General features: G+C 50.7%; 12 protein-coding genes and 1 riboswitch. Of the genes, 9 read left to right on the forward strand and 3 right to left on the reverse strand.

All coding sequences use genetic code 11. The annotated features are described in order from the left end of the window. Positions 1 to 31: 31 nt before the first annotated feature. Positions 32 to 244 carry a hypothetical protein gene (locus tag ACN4EK_RS06420; RefSeq protein ID WP_431656775.1) on the reverse strand — a complete coding sequence of 71 codons (213 nt, stop codon included), beginning with the start codon at positions 242 to 244 and terminating at the stop codon, positions 32 to 34. A 174-nt stretch (positions 245 to 418) separates the two neighbouring features. On the opposite strand from ACN4EK_RS06420, the gene ACN4EK_RS06425 reads away from it, so the two are divergent. Next, complete coding sequence (locus ACN4EK_RS06425; protein ID WP_431656777.1) at positions 419 to 886, forward strand: hypothetical protein; 468 nt, start codon at positions 419 to 421, stop codon at positions 884 to 886. An 11-nt stretch (positions 887 to 897) separates the two neighbouring features. On the opposite strand, the gene ACN4EK_RS06430 is transcribed toward ACN4EK_RS06425, so the two are convergent. After that, the gene (locus ACN4EK_RS06430) at positions 898 to 3,615 is read right to left on the reverse strand and encodes a DEAD/DEAH box helicase (protein WP_431656779.1); all 2,718 of its coding nucleotides are present in this window, start codon (positions 3,613 to 3,615) and stop codon (positions 898 to 900) included. Positions 3,616 to 4,087: 472 nt separating this feature from the next. Further along, a riboswitch (cyclic di-AMP (ydaO/yuaA leader) is annotated at positions 4,088 to 4,209 on the forward strand. A 156-nt stretch (positions 4,210 to 4,365) separates the two neighbouring features. On the opposite strand from ACN4EK_RS06430, the gene ACN4EK_RS06435 reads away from it, so the two are divergent. From ACN4EK_RS06435 to sipA, 7 genes are all read left to right on the forward strand, one after another. Continuing rightward, positions 4,366 to 5,052 (forward strand): universal stress protein, encoded by a 687-nt coding sequence (locus tag ACN4EK_RS06435; protein WP_431656781.1) that lies wholly within the window; start codon positions 4,366 to 4,368, stop codon positions 5,050 to 5,052. A gap of 290 nt (positions 5,053 to 5,342) precedes the next feature. Continuing rightward, on the forward strand, positions 5,343 to 5,576 hold the full coding sequence (locus ACN4EK_RS06440) for a Nif11-like leader peptide family natural product precursor (protein ID WP_431656783.1): 234 nt from the start codon (positions 5,343 to 5,345) through the stop codon (positions 5,574 to 5,576). Between the two features lie 174 nt (positions 5,577 to 5,750). After that, the gene (locus ACN4EK_RS06445; RefSeq protein WP_431656785.1) at positions 5,751 to 7,712 is read left to right on the forward strand and encodes a S9 family peptidase; all 1,962 of its coding nucleotides are present in this window, start codon (positions 5,751 to 5,753) and stop codon (positions 7,710 to 7,712) included. A 205-nt stretch (positions 7,713 to 7,917) separates the two neighbouring features. Next, complete coding sequence (locus tag ACN4EK_RS06450) at positions 7,918 to 8,523, forward strand: rhomboid family intramembrane serine protease (protein ID WP_431656787.1); 606 nt, start codon at positions 7,918 to 7,920, stop codon at positions 8,521 to 8,523. Between the two features lie 5 nt (positions 8,524 to 8,528). Next, entirely contained in the window at positions 8,529 to 9,362 is an 834-nt protein-coding gene (locus ACN4EK_RS06455) for an SDR family oxidoreductase (protein WP_431656789.1), read from the forward strand. 97 nt (positions 9,363 to 9,459) lie between these two features. Further along, positions 9,460 to 10,527: a sirohydrochlorin chelatase gene (locus ACN4EK_RS06460; protein ID WP_431656791.1), complete on the forward strand. Its 1,068-nt coding sequence runs from the start codon at positions 9,460 to 9,462 to the stop codon at positions 10,525 to 10,527. A gap of 130 nt (positions 10,528 to 10,657) precedes the next feature. Continuing rightward, entirely contained in the window at positions 10,658 to 10,882 is a 225-nt protein-coding gene (gene sipA / locus ACN4EK_RS06465; protein ID WP_431656793.1) for a regulatory protein SipA, read from the forward strand. On the opposite strand, the gene ACN4EK_RS06470 is transcribed toward sipA, so the two are convergent. After that, a complete protein-coding gene (locus ACN4EK_RS06470; protein ID WP_431656795.1) occupies positions 10,859 to 11,008 on the reverse strand; it encodes a hypothetical protein in 150 nt (49 codons plus the stop codon). The genes sipA and ACN4EK_RS06470 overlap by 24 nt on opposite strands. 161 nt (positions 11,009 to 11,169) lie before the next feature. Here ACN4EK_RS06470 and ACN4EK_RS06475 point away from each other — a divergent pair, with 161 nt between their 5' ends. Continuing rightward, positions 11,170 to 21,387: a beta strand repeat-containing protein gene (locus ACN4EK_RS06475; protein WP_431656797.1), complete on the forward strand. Its 10,218-nt coding sequence runs from the start codon at positions 11,170 to 11,172 to the stop codon at positions 21,385 to 21,387. Positions 21,388 to 21,443 lie beyond the last annotated feature (56 nt).

Raw genomic sequence — 21,443 nt, forward strand, 5'->3', positions numbered from 1 at the left:
CAACCGATCAGCCAACGAATGGCAAGGGGATTTAGTAGCTATCTTCCCCAGCAACCCGATCGCCCTCAGACACCACACCGGGGTTAGGCAACGTGTCTCCCAACTCCAACGATGCCTCACGAATGGCTTGCCATTGGTTGAATAATTCTGGTTCTTGCAGATCGGTTGCCAAATAGGTTTGAACGGCTTGATCGACTTCTTGCAGAGTCTTGAGGACGGGGGTTGTCTGAGAGAGTTCTAGCATCAGATTTTGACTCAATGATGGACTAATGTTTATCATCCGCGCCATGCCTTCCAGTATAGGCAGGCATGTTATAAAACAGTAACAATTTATACAATTTTTATCGACTCTTTATGGTTTTTAGACATCCGCCTACAATGCAGGTTAGTACACTTAGCCATTCCATACTGTTGTTGTATGCACAAAATTCTGTTAAATGGCTTCATCCTGGTTACTCTCGTTTCCGGTAGCCTCCCCGTGATCTTGAGTAGCCAATCCGCGATCGCTCAGGGAACTTGCCCCTCCTTGCGACCGTTAAATCGAGCCACTGCGGTCAAAACCCCTATCCCTAACTTGAGTCGGGCAAAGAACTATGCTCGTCAGGCTGCTGAAGCCGCGAATGGTGGCATTGGCAAATATCGAGCTGAAAACTCCATGCATGGTCAAGCGATCAATGCTCCCTTTGTCGAGAACAGTGATGGGACAATCACCTTTACTTTTCTCGGTTGTTTAGCGCCCGGTTTTTCTCAGGCAACGGTAGAAAGCCAGGTGACTGTCAATCCTAACGGCTGGAGAACAGTTGTTAATTACAATGGAGCGATTCGTCCTGCCCAACCTGCTAGCTCTAGCGGACCTGGTAGACCGGCTAGCGGCTCAGGTCGTTAGTGTAATTGTTACTAATCAATTAAGCCACTCACTGGGAAGCGATCGATCATACGGATCGCATCGATCGCATGGCGCTTGAGGCTTCCTGGCAGGTGAGGGACATGGGGAATTTGGGATAGAAAGTCCAGGGTGCGACGCAGAATTCGCACAACATCTCCTTCATCCAAACTGGTATTGCTACAGAGTTCCGTCCACTCGGTTCCCAGTGCCCATTGTTCTGCCAAGCCAACAAACTCATATTCCAGCCAAACGGGAGGCATTTCAAAGGTTTGTCCGGGGTACGTCCGGGTCAACTCACGTTGCTGGTGCCGTTGGATCTGGAATAGACGACGGCGAATTCCCCGCAAGCTTTCTAACGCCTCCTCAACTTCAGGCGATAGATTGTACCGCGTCCAGCTATCCGGACGAGATACCTCCGTCACCAGGGCTAAACAGGTTGCGGCTAAATGCTGTGGCTCCAAGGTATCCAATTCCCCGGAGAGCAGCGCTAATCCTAACCACAGTTCGTTATCGCCCCGAATGGCGGCAGCCGCTTGACCAGCCTGGGTGGGTTCAGTGCCATCTAAATACCCAAAACTTTGCAGAATAGTGATCAGGCTGAGGAATTCATCCCAGCGTCGATGTAAATTCCGACCCAGTTTTTCCTCACGATCGCGCAACTCTTCCTGAATCGCCGTAATGCGTTTTTGCCGTTTTAGGATCGTCGTGCGGTTGCCCCATTGTTGAACGGGATGCGCAGCAATCTGGGCTTCCACCGCTTGCATCCGTTGCATCTGGGCATAGACTTCTGGGGCATCGTCGGGGAAAGACAGCGTCGGAATTTGACTGGCGATCGTGGCGGTCTGTTCATTGCCACTGCGAGATTGCCCCGGTTTCAACGGCATTTCTGGGGGGGGAGCCAGATCATCGACTCCCGCCAAGCGAGGAATTTCCCCCCGTAAACTGACCACATCTCCTACGGTCACCACATACCAGCGATTGTCCTGCCCTAAACAGACTAAATAGGGAAACTGCCCCGCCCCCGCCGTTTTCGTGACTAATACCGCCGATAGAGGTGTATGCACCGGCACAAATTGACCTTTCAGGCTGACCATACTGCCAGCTACCGCGAAGGACAGCGCGATCGCCAGATCGCTCACCCGCATATCATCCGCCTGGGACTGCAAGGTTTTCAATAGGCGGCGTTCTTCCTTCAAGCGCTCTTGCAGCTTTTCATACTGAGCCAACAGTTTCCAATCCACTGAATCTAACTGGGCTTCCAGTTGCGCCAGTTCCGCCCGTAAGGTATTGATCGCCTCCTGTTGGGGACGGAGATAATCCGTTGCCAGATATTGACCAAAACTGCGCTCTAGAAGATTTCTGGCTTCCTCTAGACTATGGGTTTGCAGCAGGTTCAAGACCATACCATAGCTGGGAGTAAATTGGCTGACTAAGGGATCAGCACCCACCGTAGTGAGATAAGAGGCTTCCCTGGCTCCCTCAAACGGAGTTTGCACCGTCACCACATGCCCCAAAACATCCATCCCCCGCCGTCCGGCTCGTCCTGCCATTTGCAAGAACTCGGAGGCGGTAAGTAAGCGATGTCCCAGATCGGTGCGCTTCGAGAGGCTGGAAATAATGGTGGTGCGGGCAGGCATATTAATCCCGGCGGCCAGGGTTTCCGTGGCAAACACGACTTTGATCAAGCCCATCTGGAACAGTTCTTCAATCAAGCCTTTCCAGGCGGGCAGAATCCCGGCATGGTGAGCAGCAATGCCTCGACACAAGGGTTCGACTTGACCAGCCCGTCCGGCATCCGGATTTGCCGCTAAAAATTCATCGACACGCTGTTTCAGTTGTGCTGCTTCCGCTTCAGTGACTAGAGACAACGGCAAATTACTCACCTCTGCCACGGCTTGATCACAGCCCCGCCGACTAAAGATGAAATAAATCGCCGGGAGCATATCCCGCTGCTGCAACTGAGTCAGGACATAGGCTAAGTTGGGGCTTTCCTGCCGGGGACTCCGTCCTTTACCACCCGGTTTTGCGCCTTTGCCACCTTTAGGTCGCAGTCGGGGATTCATCCGTTTGCCACTGTCATCAAGGAGCGGAAATAAGCCCTTGGGATTGCAGAAATGAAACCTGAGGGGAACGGGGCGGAAGTCTGAATAAATCCGATCGGTAGGTCCATGTACCTGGGCAATCCAATCCGTCAGTTGGTCGCTATTGGCAACCGTTGCCGACAGGGCAACCAGTTGGATCTCCGGTGGACAGTAGATAATCGATTCTTCCCAGACTGTGCCGCGTTGCCGATCGTTCATATAGTGGCATTCATCCAACACGACGGCTTGCACACCCACCAGCGATGTACCCACCTCTCCGATCGGGGTGCCGTACAGCATATTCCGGAAGATTTCGGTCGTCATCACCAGAATTGGAGCCTCTCGGTTGACGGAAATGTCACCCGTAAGTAGTCCCACATTGTCGCTACCAAATAATTCCCGAAAGTCCCGCAGCTTCTGGTTTGATAGGGCTTTCAGGGGTGTGGTGTAAAATACCCGCCGTCCCTGAGCCAGAGCACGATGAATGGCGTACTCACCCACCAGGGTTTTACCCGAGCCAGTAGGCGCACAGACGACTACGGATCGACCGGCTTCCAGCGCTGCGATCGCCTGAAGCTGAAATTCATCCAGTTGAAAAGGGAACAGTTGCTTTAGATCAAGCCCTGACGGTTTAAGGGAAGCACTCACGCGAACATTTAAAAGTAAAGAGCAAAGGAAGACGGAGTGATGAACGTTCACAGTGAAACATGCATCCTGCCTTACCTATATATTTATTCTGTGATCTTCCGCCGCGATTCACGCCCAATAATTAACTTTCTTCTTAATTTATATTGAACTATGTTAATTTTTTGACACTCAGGCTCAGATTAAATCCGGAAAGTTGTACCAATTCCCTAATTTTGTTGGTTTTGGACAATCTACTTCTATGAAAACTGTTATAAGTTTCATGAACAACTACTTTAAGGCAGATGCGGAACCCAAAATGAGTGGGTTATATTAACTAGAGGATAGATAAACACCCTGAAATCACCAGCTTTGCCTCTGTCTTAGAGGGCAATTTTTTTGAATTACTGGCTAACGATCACCTGTCTCGTAACTATATCTCATGATGTCTATTTAAGTGGGTAGCCTAATCTGAAACCAAGCCATGATGGAAGGATTCGATCATACGCTTGGTTAAGAGCGGAGGAACCAAATTCCTGGGGCTAATTTCAGCATACCTGAAAGAGACACCTTCCAGTCTTCGCCCGTCAGCTAACTCCGTCGGCAATGGGAGGAGTGCCTAAGACTAACGCTTTTATGCAGCGGTCTGGAGTCTCCTGACAGATTCAGTCGAATACCTTGACAGCATCCGATGTCATTGCTGCTCTGTCGCCTGACCCACCTCTCGTCCGTGTTCTACTTTTTTTAGAGAGGTCAACCGTGAACATTACATCAATGCTTGCGCGTCTTGAGGGAGCGCTAGGTTGTAGTGACCTGACTCGGCAAATGTTGTTAGTGCCCCCATCAGGTAGTTCAGCTAGCTCCAACACGACTCAAGCAGTGAACTTGATGGTCGCATACAATGGCTCACCTCGTAGCCAAATTGCCCTGGATTTAACCCTCTGGATTGCTCACCAAACCCGGTTAGCCACATCCAAAGCCGTTACGGTACAAGTCATTTACGTCATGGACTTACAGAGTTCATGCAGCCCTACCTTATCCGCTAAGCATCCAGTTTCCTCGAAAAGCAAACCCTTTTCCCGCAAGAAGCAGCGTAACGCCCCGCTAGTGGCGTGTGGGCAAGCGGCGGTGCAGTCGCGATCGAACAGCATTGCGCCAGAGTTGTCAGAATCTTGCCAACCGTCGGTATCCGATGTCTCCTCTTGCTGGGCAGATTCCTTTGAACAAGCCGATCGCATTTTATGGCGGGCACGGTATCTGGCGGATGAATGGCGGGGTTCTCTAAAGACCCATCTCCGGTTTGGTAGCTTGATTCCCGAACTGAAAAGTGTCGTCCAGGCTGAATCTGCCACGATGCTCATTGTCGGTTGCGAATCTGCGGAACATCCCTTAGTGCAGCAATTGGGGCGATCGTTTCCTTGTCCTGTTGTCGGGATTCCGCCAGCGTTGTGTGATGGCTAGGAATATAGGCTGAGATCGGCATGATCGTTGATCGAGGCTACAATCAGCTAATCAGGTTTCCTAGGGCAGTCCGTAATGTCTGCCCTTTGTGTTATTTGAGGTATTGGCTGAAATCCAAGTATTGTAAAGTAGACATCAGCGTTTCTCTATCAAAAGTAGATGTACGATTACAAAATCAGAATAATTTTTTAGATAAAGCAACGCTATAGGTGACTGAGATTTAGGGCAGTATAACCTAGAGGCATTATTTGCTTGTCGGGGATACGCAATACCAGAAGGAGGATTCAGGAATGTCGCTGGAAAGTGCGAATCGATTTCTGGAGGCAGCCGCTTATGACGAGACGCTGCGAGATAAGTTTGAACATATTTCTAGTCCAGAAGAGTTTTTAAAGATTACTGAGCAACTTGGTTATAGCTTTACCACGGAAGAACTGATGACGATCGCCCGGGAACAAAGTCAGGGAGTAGTAGTCAGACGGCATACCGGAGTCTGGAAATGGCTACGGAGCATTAATTGGGTGTGATTCCTGCACACGGTGATTCGCTGTCCGGTTCCGGGTTGAATCCGCTCTGGTCGGACAGGAGACTGACTCCGATCGCTAAAGGTGCATTACCAGTGCTACCGTCTGACTAAGAATCAGCCGTGTTAGTGTTGATGCGGGATTCCCAAAAACCTTGACTGATTGCCCGACCCACGCATGAACTTACTTCAAACTACGGTAGCGATCGTTCTACCGGCTCTGCTGACCCTGACAACCATGCCCCCTATCCTGGCTGATACGGTTACTCCAAACGAGAATTTAGTGGTCGAGGGCATTCCACCGATCCCAACCTCCCTGGTGGATACGGTTCAGCGCTATACCGAGTTTCGATCGGCCGGCTTGTCCAGTTGGCATCCGACTCAACGAGAACTGTTAATCTCGACGCGGTTTGCCAATACGGCACAGGTGCATCAGGTGCGATCGCCGTTGGGGATGCGGCAGCAGTTAACCTTTTTTGCAGAAGCCCCCTCGGGAGCCACCTATCAACCCACCACCGGGGATTACTTTGTCTTCAGTCGCGATGTCGGTGGGAACGAATTTAACCAAAATTACCGCTACGATTTAGCCACTGGCGCAGTCACGTTGCTCACGGACGGTAAATCCAAGAATAGTCGTGGCATCTGGTCAACGGCGGGCGATCGCATGGCATACACCTCCACTCGCCGCAATGGACAGGACACCGATCTGTACGTGATTGATCCCACCAAGCCCCAGACCGATCGCTTATTAGCCACGGTGGAGGGGGGAGGGTGGTCGCCGCTCGATTGGGCACCGGACGATCGACAATTGTTGGTCATGCAGTTTGTGTCGGTTAACGAAAGTTACCTCTGGTTAGTCGATAGCCAGTCGGGTCAGAAGACGCTGCTGACTCCTAAGACGGGCACAGAATCTGTGTTTTATGGCGGGGCAGTGTTTAGCCGCGATGGGAAAGGCTTGTACCTGATCAGCGATCGGGGGTCAGAATTCCAACGACTGTCTTACTTTGATCTGGCAACCCAAACCTATACCGAGCTAAGCAGTCAAATTCCCTGGGATGTTGAGGATTTTGATTTATCGCACGATGGCAAACTGCTGGCTTTTGTCACCAATGAAGAAGGCAGTAGTGTCCTGCATCTGCTCGATACCACCACCCGTCAGGAAAGACCTGTACCCAAACTTCCCCCCGGTCTGATCTTCCGACTGAGTTGGCATCGCAATAATCGGGACTTGGGATTTACCCTGATCACCGCCCGCTTTCCGGCAGATGTCTATTCCCTGGATGTGACGACGAACCAGGTACAACGGTGGACCGAAAGTGAAACTGGGGGATTGAATACCACCACCTTTGCCGAAGCGGAATTAGTCCGGTGGCAAAGTTTCGACGATCGCACCATTTCTGGTTTCCTCTACCGCCCCCCCAGCCGGTTTACGGGCAAACGTCCGGTAATCATTGACATTCATGGGGGGCCGGAAAGCCAATCGCGACCCATTTTTCAGGGACGGGACAACTTCTTTTTAAATGAACTGGGAGTTGCCCTGCTGCTACCGAACGTGCGGGGTTCGACTGGCTATGGCAAAACCTTTCTGAAACTGGACAACGGCAAACTCCGGGAAGATTCGGTCAAAGACATCGGCGCTCTTTTGGATTGGATTGCCACCCAACCCGATCTGGATGCCGATCGCGTGTTGGTCATGGGTGGCAGCTATGGCGGCTATATGTCCCTGGCTGTCGCCACGCATTACAGCGATCGGATTCGTGCCGCGATCAATATTGTCGGCATTTCTAACTTCGTCACCTTTTTGGAGCGGACTGAGAGCTATCGGCGGGATCTGCGCCGGGTGGAGTACGGCGACGAACGGGATCCCCAGATGCGGGAATTTCTGCTGCAAATCTCTCCGCTCAACAATGCTGAGCAAATTCAAAAGCCGCTCTTTGTGATTCATGGCAAAAATGATCCACGGGTGCCCCTGGCTGAAGCCGAACAAATTGTTGCCACTGTCCGGAATAACCAGGTTCCCGTTTGGTATCTGATGGCAAAGGACGAAGGTCATGGATTTGCCAAAAAAGCCAATTTCGACTTTCAGTTTTATGCCACTGTCCTATTTGTGCAACAGTTTTTGTTAAAACAGGAGAATTAGGAGATTTCCAGAATAGAAATTACCGGATAATTGGCGATTTTGGGTAGGGGCGAACAGCCGTTTGCCCGTACAAAGGCAAAAGTTTCCTAGAAATCTCCTTAGGGCAGGGCAGCGCAGGGAGATGACAAGATGGGAGGATAGGATGCTGCCATCACTGTTCAACCCATACTTTTGATCACGATTGATTCATAACTGTTAACTAACTATGCGTAGCACCAAAGGGGAACGGACGATCGCCGGAGAAATCCGCAACCAATTTACGATTCTGTTAGGGTTAGTCGCCGTAGCCTGGACGTTAGAAATCATTGATCAATTTCTCCTGCGATCGGTTTCCCGCACGACCTTAGATGTTTATGGCATTGTGCCGCAGAGTTTAATTGGTCTGCGCGGCATTTTGTTCGCGCCCTTCCTGCATGGCAATTTTGCTCACCTGATTGGTAATACCATCCCATTTGTGGTGTTGGGCTGGTTGGTGATGCTGCGGGAAACCAGCGATTTCTTCATCGTGAGTATTATTGCTGGGTTATCGAGCGGTTTAGGTACCTGGCTAATTGGTAGACCCGGCACCATCCATATTGGTGCTAGTGGCGTGATTTTTGGTTATTTAGGCTATTTATTACTGCGAGGATTTTTTGAGCGGAGTGTGCTGGCGATCTCCCTAGCGATCGTCACCGCCGTACTATACGGTAGTTTGGTTTTTGGCGTTTTACCCTTCCAGTATGGCATTTCCTGGGAGGGGCATTTATTTGGCTTCATTGGGGGAATTGTTGCCGCCTGGATGCTTGCCAATGAACGAAAACGGGGAGGCTAAACCGCTTGGCAAATTTAGCAATTATTGGCTGTGGCTATGTGGGACGAGCAGTAGCTCAGGTTTGGCAACAACAGGGGCATACCGTCACCGTCACAACCACCACCGAAAGCCGCATTCCGGAACTAGAAACCATTGCCGATCGGGCGATCGTACTACATGGCGAGGATGAGGCAGGTTGGCGATCGCTGTTGCCCAACCAAACGGCAGTGTTGGTCTGTATGGGAGCGCGGAATGCTGATAGTTATGAATCAACGTATTTAGGGACAGCTACGACTCTGGCTAAAGTGCTGCCAGAGATGCCTACAGTCCAGCAGGTGATTTATACCGGCAGCTATGCCGTCTATGGCGATCACCAGGGAGCCTGGGTGGATGAAACAACTCCGGTTGCGCCTGTGACTCGCAATGGCGAAATTCTGGCAGCGACGGAACAGGTCTTACTGAGTGCCGCCCATTCCGCGCTCAACATCTGCATCTTTCGCTTAGGGGGCATTTATGGCGAGGGTCGGGAGTTAGCTAAGATTTACCACCGGGTCGCTGGCACTATCCGTCCAGGCACAGGGCAGGAAGCCGCCAATTGGGTACATTTAGACGATATTGTGGGCGCGATCGCCTTTGCCTATGAGCAGCACCTACAGGGCGTTTATAACCTGGTTTGTACAGTTCCCCTGACGGTCGGAGAGGTGATCGATCGGGTTTGTATGACTCACAATCTGCCGCCAGTCACCTGGGATGCCAGCCTCCCCAATCCGCGTTCCTATAACGCCAGAGTTTCTAATCACAAGCTCAGAAGCGCAGGGTATCAATTTCTTCATCCAGAAATTTTTGAGTTGGAGGCTTAGTAATCTACCGCGCTGCGGCTTTGGAACCCCTCCCACCGGATTTTGCTGGCGGCGGCAATGAGCTAAGATAACGAGGCACTTGCGGATGTTTTGCTGAATGCTGCTCTCAGACTCAACTCAATCAGTTTCTTCAACCTCTTCCAGTCAGCCATCGCTCCAGTTACCGCCATTGCCCTTGCGGCGACCGCTGTTGTTGATCGGTCACGGCACCCGGGATGATGACGGTCGCCAAAGTTTATTAGACTTTGCGGCAGCGTATCAGGCGATCGATCCCTCCCGTCCCGTCCTGCCCTGTTTTCTGGAGTTAACCGCACCCACAATTCAGGAAGGCGTGGATCACTGTGTCGAGCAAGGCTACACGGAATTATCGGTTCTACCCATCCTGCTGTTTGCTGCCCGTCATAATAAGTTCGATGTTACTAACGAACTCGATCGCGCCCGCCAACGCCATCCCCAGGTACGGTTTCACTATGGGAGACACTTTGGCATCACTCCCGGCATCCTCGACCTATGGCGATCTCGCTTGGCGGAACTCGATCTGCCGGAACATAACCCGCAGGCGATCGGGCGAGAAGATACGGTACTCCTGTTCGTCGGACGGGGTTCCAGTGATCCCGATGCCAATGGAGATGTTTATAAGCTGGCACGGATGTTGTGGGAAGGGAGCGGCTATCAAACCGTAGAAACCTGCTTTATTGGCATTACCCACCCCCGGCTAGAAGAGGGCTTCCGGCGAGCCCGGTTCTATCAACCCAAGCGGATCATTGTTCTGCCTTACTTTTTATTTACAGGGTTGTTGGTGAAGAAAATCTTTGATATCACTGCCCAACAACAAACCCAATATCCCGATATTGCCATGACCTGTTTACCCGAGATGGGGTTACATCCACAACTGTTTGCTGTGCTGCGAGAGCGGGAAATTGAAACCCAGTTGGGGCAGGTGCAGATGAACTGTGAAATGTGTAAGTTCCGGTTAGCTGCCCTGGCAAACGGTCACGATCATAGTCATGATCATAATCATGATCACGGTCATAGCCACGATCACCACCATCCTGATCACAGTCATGGTCATGCTCACGGTCATTCCCATAGCCATGCCCATCCAGCAGAAGACCCCTATGCTGAGCCAGAGCGTTATCATCAAAAGATCTGGCAAGTGCCTTAACGATCGGCGATCGCGGATTGACTCTACCAGTACGAAACCTGAGGGGATGGAGAAGATCAGGGGATACTATTAACTGATTCCTGTCCCATCTCCTACCATCAGAGCCTCTATCTATTAATGTGGTAAATCCATGTCTGACAATTTTGCGATCGGCGATCGAGTGCGATTAGTCGCGTTACCACCCTACATTAAAACGGCTGATCCAATGCCCATGTTACGGTCATCCAGTCTGATAGCGTTGGGCGAGGAGGGCACGATTCTCGATCGCCGACCAGGGAATTATTGGAGTGTTCGGTTTACCAAAGGAGCTTATTTGGTAGAGCCGCAATATTTAGCCGCTGTAACAGCCGATTAAGCCAGTGACAAGCTGACCGACTCCAGCCATTACCTCAGACCAGCGATCATCTGCGATCGTGGTAATCCGAGAGGTTACGGAAGCGGTTTTACGATCGATTAAGCTGCCAAAATTTCTGCCAGCCATTTATTTCAAACCACTCATTCTACTCGATATATGCCAACTCTACACAACTCCTGAAGCATTTATAAATTCTCTACCAATAACTTATGTAAATCTACTGTAACGTTGTTATCAACAAAATATAAGTAGGGCAGAATAGCAATGCCAGTACAGGGTTATTAGCTATGCCGAACATTGCAGGGAACTCTTTGGAGTCTGCTACTCTTCTGAACCTGACCTCCACTGTTCAGAGCTTCCCAGATACCACAGCCTCCAATGCGAATGACTACTACCGATTTAACCTGACCGCTCGCAGTAGTCTGAATCTCTCCCTCACCGATTTGAGTGCAGATAGCGATATATTTCTGCTGAATAGTGCGGGCACTGTACTGCAAAGTTCAACCAATACCGGGATATTCGCCGAATCGATCAACACCATTCTGGAGGTTGGCACCTACTACATTCGGGTCAGCCCAGGTGGATCTGTCACCAGCGCCGACTATACCCTCAATGCGGCAATTAGTAATAATTTAACGACTAACATTTTCTGGCGTAACTACAGTAATTTTAGTAACGCTGTCTGGTTACTAAACGGCACTGCATATAGTACAGCTCTGCTCCTGAATACGCCTACACTCGGTTCGGCATGGGTCGTTCAAGGGCTCGGCGATTTTAATGGGGATGGCAATACCGACCTGCTCTGGCGTAATTCCACTCAAGGGGTTACAGCCGTTTGGCTAATGAACGGTCTGACCTATAGTACCGCCCTGCTGCTATCATCTAACACGCCGCGAGATAGTAGCTGGAGTATTGGCAGCGTAGGAGACTTCAATCGGGATGGGAACCCCGACCTGGTTTGGCGCAATGCATCGCAGGGGATAACCGAAATCTGGTTAATGAATGGGACAACTTCGGTTTCTACCATTTCCCTGCCAGCACTGGGTGGAAATTGGGTTGTGAGCGGAACTGGTGACTTCAATGATGATGGGCAAACTGATATTTTGTGGCGGAATGCGCCGAATGGGTTAGCCGCCGTTTGGTTCATGAATGGCACAAGCTATAGCACAGCTCAACTACTCACGCCCAATCTTGGTAGCAGTTGGGTGATTGGCGGCACAGGTGATTTTAACAGTGATGGCAAAACTGATATCCTGTGGCACAATACGTCGAACGGAACCAATGGCATTTGGCTCATGAATGGAATGAGCCTGAGTTCCACGGTGAGCTTGCCCTCCCTTGGAGGAGCATGGCGACCTCTCGCTCCTTTTATCCTGACCGGAACCCCTACCCCGATCGATGTTGCTGGCAATACTGTCACTGATGCCTTTAATCTGGGCAGTAATCTCAGTGGGAATGGAACCTATCGCGATCGGGTGGGAGGTACAGATGCTAATGATCTCTATCGGTTTAATGTAGGAGCGACCAGCCAGGTTAATTTAGCGCTTACCGATCTAGGAGAAAACCTGGATCTGCAACTGTTGAATAGTGCTGGAGTTGTGCTCAACAGTTCCACGTTAGGGAGCCTGAACGCCGAGTCGATCGTCAGTACCCTCACGGCTGGCACCTATTACATTCGGGTATTTCCGGCAAATAGTGGACTGCAAGGCACGTATACACTGGCAGTGGCAGTAAATAATCTGCCCGTTCTAGTCACGAATGCCACTCTGACCTTAAGCGAAGGCACAACTGCCACCCTCAGCACTACTCTGCTGAATGCGACAGACAATGACAATCCCGTAGAGGAGATTCTCTACACCCTGGGTAGTTTGCCGAGTCACGGTAGCTTGTTACTCGATGGTGTATCGCTATCCACGGGGTCAGTTTTCACCCAGGCAGATTTAAATGATGGGACTCGCCTGCGCTACAACCACGACGGTAGCGAAAGTTCAACGGATAGTTTCACCTTTACCATTTCCGATGGTTCTGGTGGCACGATCGCCGCAAATACCTTCAGCATTGCCGTTATCCCCGTCAATGATGCCCCGGTGCTGACAGTACCCAATGGCGTTCAAAGTGCTGAAGAGAATGCCAACTCGGCGATCGTCGGAGTTAGTGTCACCGATCCAGATGCCGGGAATGGTGAAATCACCGTGACAATCACCGTAGGTAATGGGGTCGTGTCTCTCGGCAACCTGAATAACCTCACCTTCAACCAGGGTGACGGGATTGAGGATAATACGATGACCTTCCGAGGCACCTTAGCAGCAATTAATGCGGCTTTAGGATTCCTGGTCTATCGCAGCCCGGCTAACTTCACGGGGCAAAATGTCATTACAGTGACCGTAAATGACAATGGCAATACAGGCGGTGGAGCCTTAACGGATACTAAGACCATTACGCTCAGGGTCGAGGCGGTCAATGATCCACCTGTGATCAGTTTACCCACGGCTCAGGTTGCCAACGAAGATCTGAACCTGCCTATTGCGGGAATTAGTATTAGCGATCCGGATGTGGCAACTGGCGATATGACCGTTAGTTTATCGGTTGTGAATGGGGTGCTGACCTTAGGTAACACGGCTGGACTCATCTTCTCTACGGGTACGGCTGGAACTCCCAGTAATAATCTGGTGTTTACCGGTACGCTGGCAGCGATCAACAATGCCCTGCAAAGTTTAATTTATCGAGGCAATCAGGACTTTAATGGCACAGATGCCCTGACGGTTAATGTCAGTGATTTGGGGAATACCGGGAACGGAGTCGCCCTATCCGACACGAAGGTATTGGCAATCACCATTAATCCAGTCAACGATGCCCCGGTATTGACTGTTCCTGGTGCCCAATCAGCGAATGAAAACACGGATCTACGGATCACTGGCATTCAGGTGAGTGACGTGGATGCGGGCACTGGCAACATTACTGTGAGTCTATCCGTTGTGAGTGGTCGATTAACCCTGGGTTCCACCACTGGGATTACCATTTCACAGGGCAGTAACCAAAGCAGCAGCATGGTCTTTAGCGGCACTCTGGCTGCCATCAATAATGCCTTAAACAACCTGATCTATCGTGGCAATCTTGACTTTAACGGGGCAGATTCTCTCACCATTTCTGTCAGTGACAACGGTAATACGGGATCGGGAATTGCCTTAGGGGATACCGAAACGATCGCGATTAATGTCTTGGGCATTAACAGTCCTCCCAGCATTACCCTGCCAGCGTCACCTGAAATTACGCCTAACACTAACCTGGCAATCTCTGGGATTACGATCGCTGACCCCGATGCTGGCGGTGGCATTCTGGATGTTTCGATTAGTGCGGCAAATGGAGTGCTATCGATTGCAACGTCCAGTGGCATTACCCTGACGCAAGGGGATGGTACACAAGATAGCCGCATCACCTTTAATGGCACGATCGCCGCGATTAATACTGCCCTCAGTAGTTTGGTCTACCGCAGTTTTCCTGGCTATACCGGGTTTGAACGCATTACCATCAGTGTCAACGATCGCGGCAATACGGGCATTGGTTCACCGCTATCCGCCTCTGGGGTGCTGTTGGTGAATGTGGGCGGAGCCGTGAACGTTGCGCCTGTTGCCGTAGATGATGTTTACAATACGGCTGAAGATGCCATTCTGAATGGAACAACTGTATTTGCCAATGATAATGATCCTGATAACACCGGTCCTTTAACGGCTCAGTTAGTCAGTGGTCCGACGAATGCAGCTAACTTCGTTCTTAACTTTAATGGCACGTTTACCTACACACCAACCGCCAACTTTAGTGGCAGCGATCGGTTTGTCTACACGGTGAGAGATGCCCTGGGTGGGGTGTCGAATCCAGCCACGGTGACGATTAACGTTACGGCGGTGAATGATGCTCCGATCGCGGTTAACGATAGTTACACCCTGGCAGAGGATGGTACTCTGAATGGCACATCGGTACTCGACAATGATTTTGATCCGGATAACGATCTACCGTTAACAGCACAGTTAGCCAGTAGTCCCTCCCACGCCGCAAGTTTTACGCTCAACCCCGATGGCACATTCACCTACATCCCCATTGCGAACTTCAATGGCACCGATAGTTTTGCCTACACCGTTCGAGATAGCCAGGGAGTCGTCTCTAATACGGCGATCGTCACGATTACGGTAACTCCGGTCAATGATCCGCCGGTGGGTAGTCCGGATACCTATAGTGTGAATGCCAATACGGTGTTGACGGTTCTGAGCACAGCAGGCGTTTTAACGAATGACTCTGATCCAGAGAACAATCCACTGACCGCCGTACTGGGCACCAACCCGACTAATGGCACTCTGACCCTGAATCCCAATGGGTCGTTTGTCTATACTCCCAATGCTGGCTTCTCTGGGGTTGATACCTTTACCTATCTGGTTAACGACGGCATCATCAATGCCCTTACCCCCACTACTGTCACGATTAATGTCAACGCCGTTGCCAATATTCCGCCCGTTGCCAATCCCAACAGTTTTAGTGTGGCAGAAGACGGCACATTAAACGGCACCAGTGTACTGGCGAACGATACGGATGCGGACAATAACCTGCCGTTGACCGCCCAAATAATTACCCAACCGACGAATGCAATTAGTTTTACCTTTAATCCGGTAGATGGCACATTTACCTATGTGCCGATTAGTAATTTCAGTGGGGTCGATCGCTTCACCTATGTGGCGCGTGATAGTTTAGGAGCCACTTCAAATACTGCCACTGTTAGCATCACAGTTACCTCCGTCAACGACCCACCGGTAGCGGTCAACGATGGGCCTTATACCACCCCGGCTAATACCCCACTCAATGTTCTTGTGGACACTGGGGTTTTAAACAATGACACGGATGTGGATGGGGATACGCTATCGGCGATCCTGCTCGATCCAACCACCAATGGCTCCTTGATCCTGAATGCTAATGGCTCGTTTACCTACACACCGGATGCGGGGTTCTCTGGCATTGATATCTTTACCTATCGAGCCTTTGATGGCACAGTCAGTTCAACCAATGTTGCCACGGTGACGATTAGTGTGACGCAAGCGGATAACGTGTTACCGATCGCCAGTCCGGATGACTTCACCCTGGCAGAAGATAGCACATTGGATACGGGCAATGTGTTGGATAACGATTCCGATCCAGATGGCAATCTGCCATTAACGGCGCAATTAGTTGCCGGACCTGCCAACGCCACCACCTTTACTCTCAACCCGAATGGCACGTTCACTTACATCCCCACACTCAATTTTAATGGCACTGATCGCTTCACCTATGTCGCCATTGATGGACGTGGTGGCAGATCCGACACAGTGACGGTCAACCTGACCATTACGCCGGTGAATGATCCACCCGTTGCCAACAATGATGGTCCATTCACCACGGACCCTGGAACCCCACTGACGGTTAATGCGGCAACGGGTGTGTTGAGCAATGATACCGATGTGGATGCAGGTACGACACTGACAGCCGTGTTAGTGGCTAATCCCAGCAGTGGCACCTTAACGTTGAATCCAGATGGGTCGTTTGTTTATACGCCCAATGCGGGATTCTCTGGCATTGATACCTTCACCTATCGTGCCAACGATGGCACAGCGGATTCCGCCAACCTGGCAACGGTGACTCTAAGTGTGACTCCGGCTGCTAATCAAGCCCCGATCGCCAATGATGATGGCTTTACCGTGGCAGAAGATGGCACGTTAGACACGGGCAATGTTTTTGATAACGATTCCGATCCGGACAATAACCTACCCCTGACTGCCGAACTGGTGAGTAACCCAGCCAATGCGGCTAGCTTCACATTTAATCCCGATGGCACATTTACTTATGTACCGACAGCCGATTTTAACGGCACTGACAGCTTTACTTATCTTGTCCGGGATAGTTTAGGCGCAGCTTCCAACACAGCCACCGTGAATTTAACCATTACCCCCGTTAATGATGCTCCGATCGCGGCTGATGATACCTTCTCTGCTTCCCAGAATTCACCGTTAAGTGTGGCACTCCCCGGGGTTTTGGATAATGACACCGATGTTGATACTGGAGATATTCTCACCGCCGTTCTAGTCACCACAGCAAGTAACGGTAGTGTCGTCTTAAATGCCAATGGTTCCTTCGTTTACACTCCAAACACCGACTTTATCGGTACGGACACGTTCACTTATCGCGTTAATGATGGCACAGTGGATTCTGCCAACATTGCTACCGTCACCATTAATGTCATTGCCAATACTGTACCCACAGCACAGGATGATTTAGATTACACCGTTGCTGAAGATGGAACTTTAAATGGTACTAGCGTTCTTGCCAATGATACCGATCCTGACGGCAACACCCCATTGACTGCCCAGCTTGGGATTGGTCCGGCAAACGCGGCTAGCTTTACCCTCAATCCAGATGGCACGTTTGTGTATCTGCCAACGGCTGACTTCAATGGCAGTGACAGCTTCACCTATGTCGCGGTTGATAGCTTAGGTGGTGTATCCAGTACAGCAACGGTCAGTATCACGATTACTCCAGTCAATGATGCTCCAATCGCCGTCAATGATTCGGGTGCCAATCTGTTTACTAACCCTGGTGAAATCCTGACGATCGCGGCACCCGGCATATTGTCCAATGATACCGATGTGGACGGTGATCCACTCACGGCTGTTCTGGGTAGTGGACCTGCCAATGGCACACTGACGCTGCTCCCGGATGGTTCGTTCACCTACACCCCCAATGCTGGATTTACGGGCGTTGATACCTTCACCTACCGGGCGAATGACGGCACGTTAGATTCGGCAAACCTGGCAACGGTCACCATTCAGGTAAATGCACCGCCCATTGCCAATAACAACACCTACAGCACTGGCAATGCAGCAGCACTCAGTATTCCGGCTGGAACGGGTGTCCTGTCCAATGACAGTGATTTGGAAGGCAGTGTCTTAACAGCGACGATCGTCGATAATCCCACCAGTGGCACCGTTACCTTAAATCCAGATGGCTCCTTTGTTTACACGCCCAACACTGGATTTACAGGCACCGATACCTTTACCTACCGCGCCAATGACGGTTTTAGCGATTCTAATCTAGCAACGGTCATCCTGACTATCACTGCGTCGGTGAACACACCACCCACCGCCGTGAGCGATAGTTATACCGCGATCGCAGGCGCTAGTCGCACCGTTAGTGCTGTCCAGGGCGTGTTAGGCAATGATGTGGATGTAGATAACGATCCGCTCACCGCGACGACGGTATCTGGTCCCACCAGTGGCACATTGACGCTGAATGCTAATGGGTCCTTTGTCTATACCCCGAATACGGGCTTTACCGGAGCCGATAGTTTCGTGTATCAGGTGAGCGATGGCAGTGCCAGTTCTACCGCTACCGTCAACTTGACCGTGGTTAACAATACGCCCCCCGTCGCGAATCCCGATAACTATAGCGCCGTCGTCAATATTCCTCTGACGATCGATGTCTTGAATGGGGTTTTAGCGAATGATACCGATGCCGAAGCGGTGTCACCCCTAACGGCAAGTGTGGTGACAGGTCCAGCCAGTGGTAGTTTGACGTTAGCCGCCGATGGTTCCTTTGTCTATACGCCCAACACAGGCTTTGCGGGTACAGATACCTTTGTGTACCAGGTGAATGATGGTACGGTGAATGCGCTGAATCCAGCAACGGTGACAATTACAGTGTCAACGAATAACCCACCCGTTGCCAATGCCGATACCTATACGATCGCATCTAATATTGCCAACTCGATTACGTCGGTTACTGGAGTTCTAGCCAATGATTCCGATGTGGATGGTAATCCGCTGACCGCCACCCTCGCCGTTGGCCCAACCCAAGGGACATTGACGTTGAATCCTAACGGTGCGTTTGTCTACACGCCGAATGCCGGATTTACGGGGGTCGATACCTTTACCTATCGCGTCAGTGATGGCATTACCACCTCGACACCGGCAACAGTTACTTTGTCGGTAGTCACCAATACTGCCCCCGTGATTCAGAACGACACTTATACCACTTCAGCAAATCGATCGCTGAATGTCAGTGTAGAAACGGCAGGAATTCTGGCAAACGACACCGATGCTGAAAATAACCCCTTATCGGCTGTACTCGTCGATCCCAGTACCAATGGTAGCCTCTTGCTCAATAACAATGGCACCTTTGTTTACACCCCAAATGCTGGCTTTACGGGCACCGATCGCTTTACCTATCGGGCTTCTGATGGACTCCTGACTTCCAGTATTGGAACCGTGACGATCGTTGTGAATGCCAATACAGCCCCTACTGGTCAACCAGACAGCTACAGTATGAACTCAAATGGTGTTTTAAGTGTGCCAGCCAGTGGAGGAGTGCTAGCTAATGACACGGATGCCAATGGTGATCCATTGACAGCCATTTTGGTTAGTGATTTCAATGCAGGGATTACGCTCAATCCTGATGGTAGTTTCGTCGCCGACCGACTCTTTTTTGTTTCTCCACCCCCTGCCTTTTTTGTCTACCAGGCGAGTGACGGCAACCTAACGTCTGCTCCAATTACTGTAACAATTAGTTTTAACACAACCACGAATCCACCTACGGCTAATAATGACAGTTACACGGCTGGCATCAATCAGACTCTTACTGTTGCTGCCGCCACTGGACTTCTAGCTAACGATACCGATCCAGACGGCGATATTCTCCAAGCATTTATAGTTAACAATCCGACCCAGGGATCTGTGGCGATTGATAGGTTAAGCGGCTCGTTTGTCTATACCCCAGGCAGCAATTTCCTGGGAACAGATACGTTTACTTATCGCGCCTTTGATGGGCTTGCTAATTCAACCGCAACTGTGGCAATTACGGTTATCAATACTCCTAACCAAGCCCCCATCATTACGGTTCCATCAGCACAGTCTGTCTTCCAAAACACAGATCTGGTGATTCAATCAGGTTTGAGCGTTGCCGATCCAGATGCTGGTCCTAATAACCTAACAGTGACACTTTCAGCGACTAACGGTAACATTCGTCTGAGTGATACAAATGACTTGACTGTTACAGGAGATAGAACGAATAACGTTACCTTGACAGGAAGCCTAACTGCTATTAATAGAGCACTCAGAAATCTGCAATACACTCCGATCGATTCGCAGTTCATTGGCACTGATAGCATCATCATTAATGTCAGTGACAACGGCAATACAGGATCAGGCTCTGCCCAAACCGATACCGACTCAATCCTGATTAATGTCACACCTGGGCCAACCCTGGTGACGGATATCAACACGATTCCCAATGCTAACGGCACGAATAGTGCTAACCCCACTAACCTGATAGCCGTTGGAAATCAGGTCTACTTTGCGGCTAATGATGGCTTTAACGGTGTGGAGTTGTGGCGCAGCGATGGTACTGCCGCGAATACCACCCAAGTAGCCAACATTAATAACACCCCTGCTCCCAGCAGTTCGTCTTCACCCGCCAATCTAATTGTGATCGGCAATATTTTGTACTTCACTGCCAATGATGGAGTCAATGGCATCGAATTGTGGAAGACCGACTTAGGCAGTAACGACACTACCCTGGTGAGTAACATTCGCTCGGGTGTGGCAAGCTCTAGTCCCACCAACCTGGTCAACTTCAACGGTCAATTGTTCTTCCGAGCCGATGATGGCACAGGCAGTGCTCTATGGCGCAGTGATGGCACCAGTGCAGGAACGGTGAAAGTCGGCAGTGGCTTTACCCAACCCGGTAACCTGACCGTGGCTGGTAGCACCCTCTACTTTACGGCAGGTAACGGCACTCAACTCTGGAAGACAAACGGTACTACTGCTAGCACAGTATTAGTCAGTGATTTAGGAGCCAGCGCTGGCATCAATAATCTAGTGGCGATCGAGAATACCATTTTCTTCACGGCAAATGATGCGACCAATGGTGTCGAGTTATGGCGCAGTGATGGCGTAACCAGTACCCGTATCAGTGACATTAATGCGGGTACAGCGAGTTCTAATCCCAGGAACCTGGTGAACCTGAACGGTACTCTCTACTTCTTTGCCACCAGTGGTAGCACATTCGGGCTATATAGTAGCACTGTCAATGGCACTGTTTCTCTGGTACAAGCGCTGCCATCGGCTAACCTACAACCCTCTAACCTGACCGTGGTTGGTTCTACTTTGTTCTTTGTGGTAGATGCGGGAACCAGCACTAACCCCAACCAGCAGCTTTGGAGCAGCGATGGTACAGGCGCTGTGTTGGTAAGAGATTTAAATCCGAACGGCAGTGATGCCCCCACCGCATTGACAAACTTCAATGGCACTCTGTTCTTTACGGCTACTGATGGCATCAGCACGAAGCTCTGGCGCAGTGATGGTACGGCGCTGGGAACCGTTCCGGTTAGTGGTGCGTTTGTAGGCAGTGGTCCAACCAACCTGACTCCAGCAGGGGGTCGCCTCTACTTCTCTGCTAACGATGGTGCTAATGGCATCGAGCTATGGCAGTTGTAGAGCATTAATCAAGCCAAACTCCCTCTTTTACGATGTAAGAGAGGGAGTTTGGGTAA

Origin of the sequence: Pantanalinema rosaneae CENA516, from assembly GCF_050753385.1 — a bacterium.
Taxonomy (GTDB): Bacteria; Cyanobacteriota; Cyanobacteriia; order Leptolyngbyales; family Leptolyngbyaceae; genus Pantanalinema; species Pantanalinema rosaneae.

Excerpts from the sequence above, each read along its gene's own strand:
- ACN4EK_RS06440 (WP_431656783.1), top strand. The coding sequence starts at position 5,343 with ATGTCGCTGGAAAGTGCGAATCGATTTCTGGAGGCAGCCGCTTATGAC.
- ACN4EK_RS06445 (WP_431656785.1), top strand. The coding sequence starts at position 5,751 with ATGAACTTACTTCAAACTACGGTAGCGATCGTTCTACCGGCTCTGCTG.
- ACN4EK_RS06435 (WP_431656781.1), top strand. The coding sequence starts at position 4,366 with ATGCTTGCGCGTCTTGAGGGAGCGCTAGGTTGTAGTGACCTGACTCGG.
- ACN4EK_RS06425 (WP_431656777.1), top strand. The coding sequence starts at position 419 with ATGCACAAAATTCTGTTAAATGGCTTCATCCTGGTTACTCTCGTTTCC.
- ACN4EK_RS06420 (WP_431656775.1), bottom strand. The coding sequence starts at position 244 with ATGCTAGAACTCTCTCAGACAACCCCCGTCCTCAAGACTCTGCAAGAA.
- ACN4EK_RS06450 (WP_431656787.1), top strand. The coding sequence starts at position 7,918 with ATGCGTAGCACCAAAGGGGAACGGACGATCGCCGGAGAAATCCGCAAC.
- ACN4EK_RS06475 (WP_431656797.1), top strand. The coding sequence starts at position 11,170 with ATGCCGAACATTGCAGGGAACTCTTTGGAGTCTGCTACTCTTCTGAAC.
- ACN4EK_RS06470 (WP_431656795.1), bottom strand. The coding sequence starts at position 11,008 with ATGGCTGGCAGAAATTTTGGCAGCTTAATCGATCGTAAAACCGCTTCC.
- sipA (WP_431656793.1), top strand. The coding sequence starts at position 10,658 with ATGTCTGACAATTTTGCGATCGGCGATCGAGTGCGATTAGTCGCGTTA.
- ACN4EK_RS06460 (WP_431656791.1), top strand. The coding sequence starts at position 9,460 with ATGCTGCTCTCAGACTCAACTCAATCAGTTTCTTCAACCTCTTCCAGT.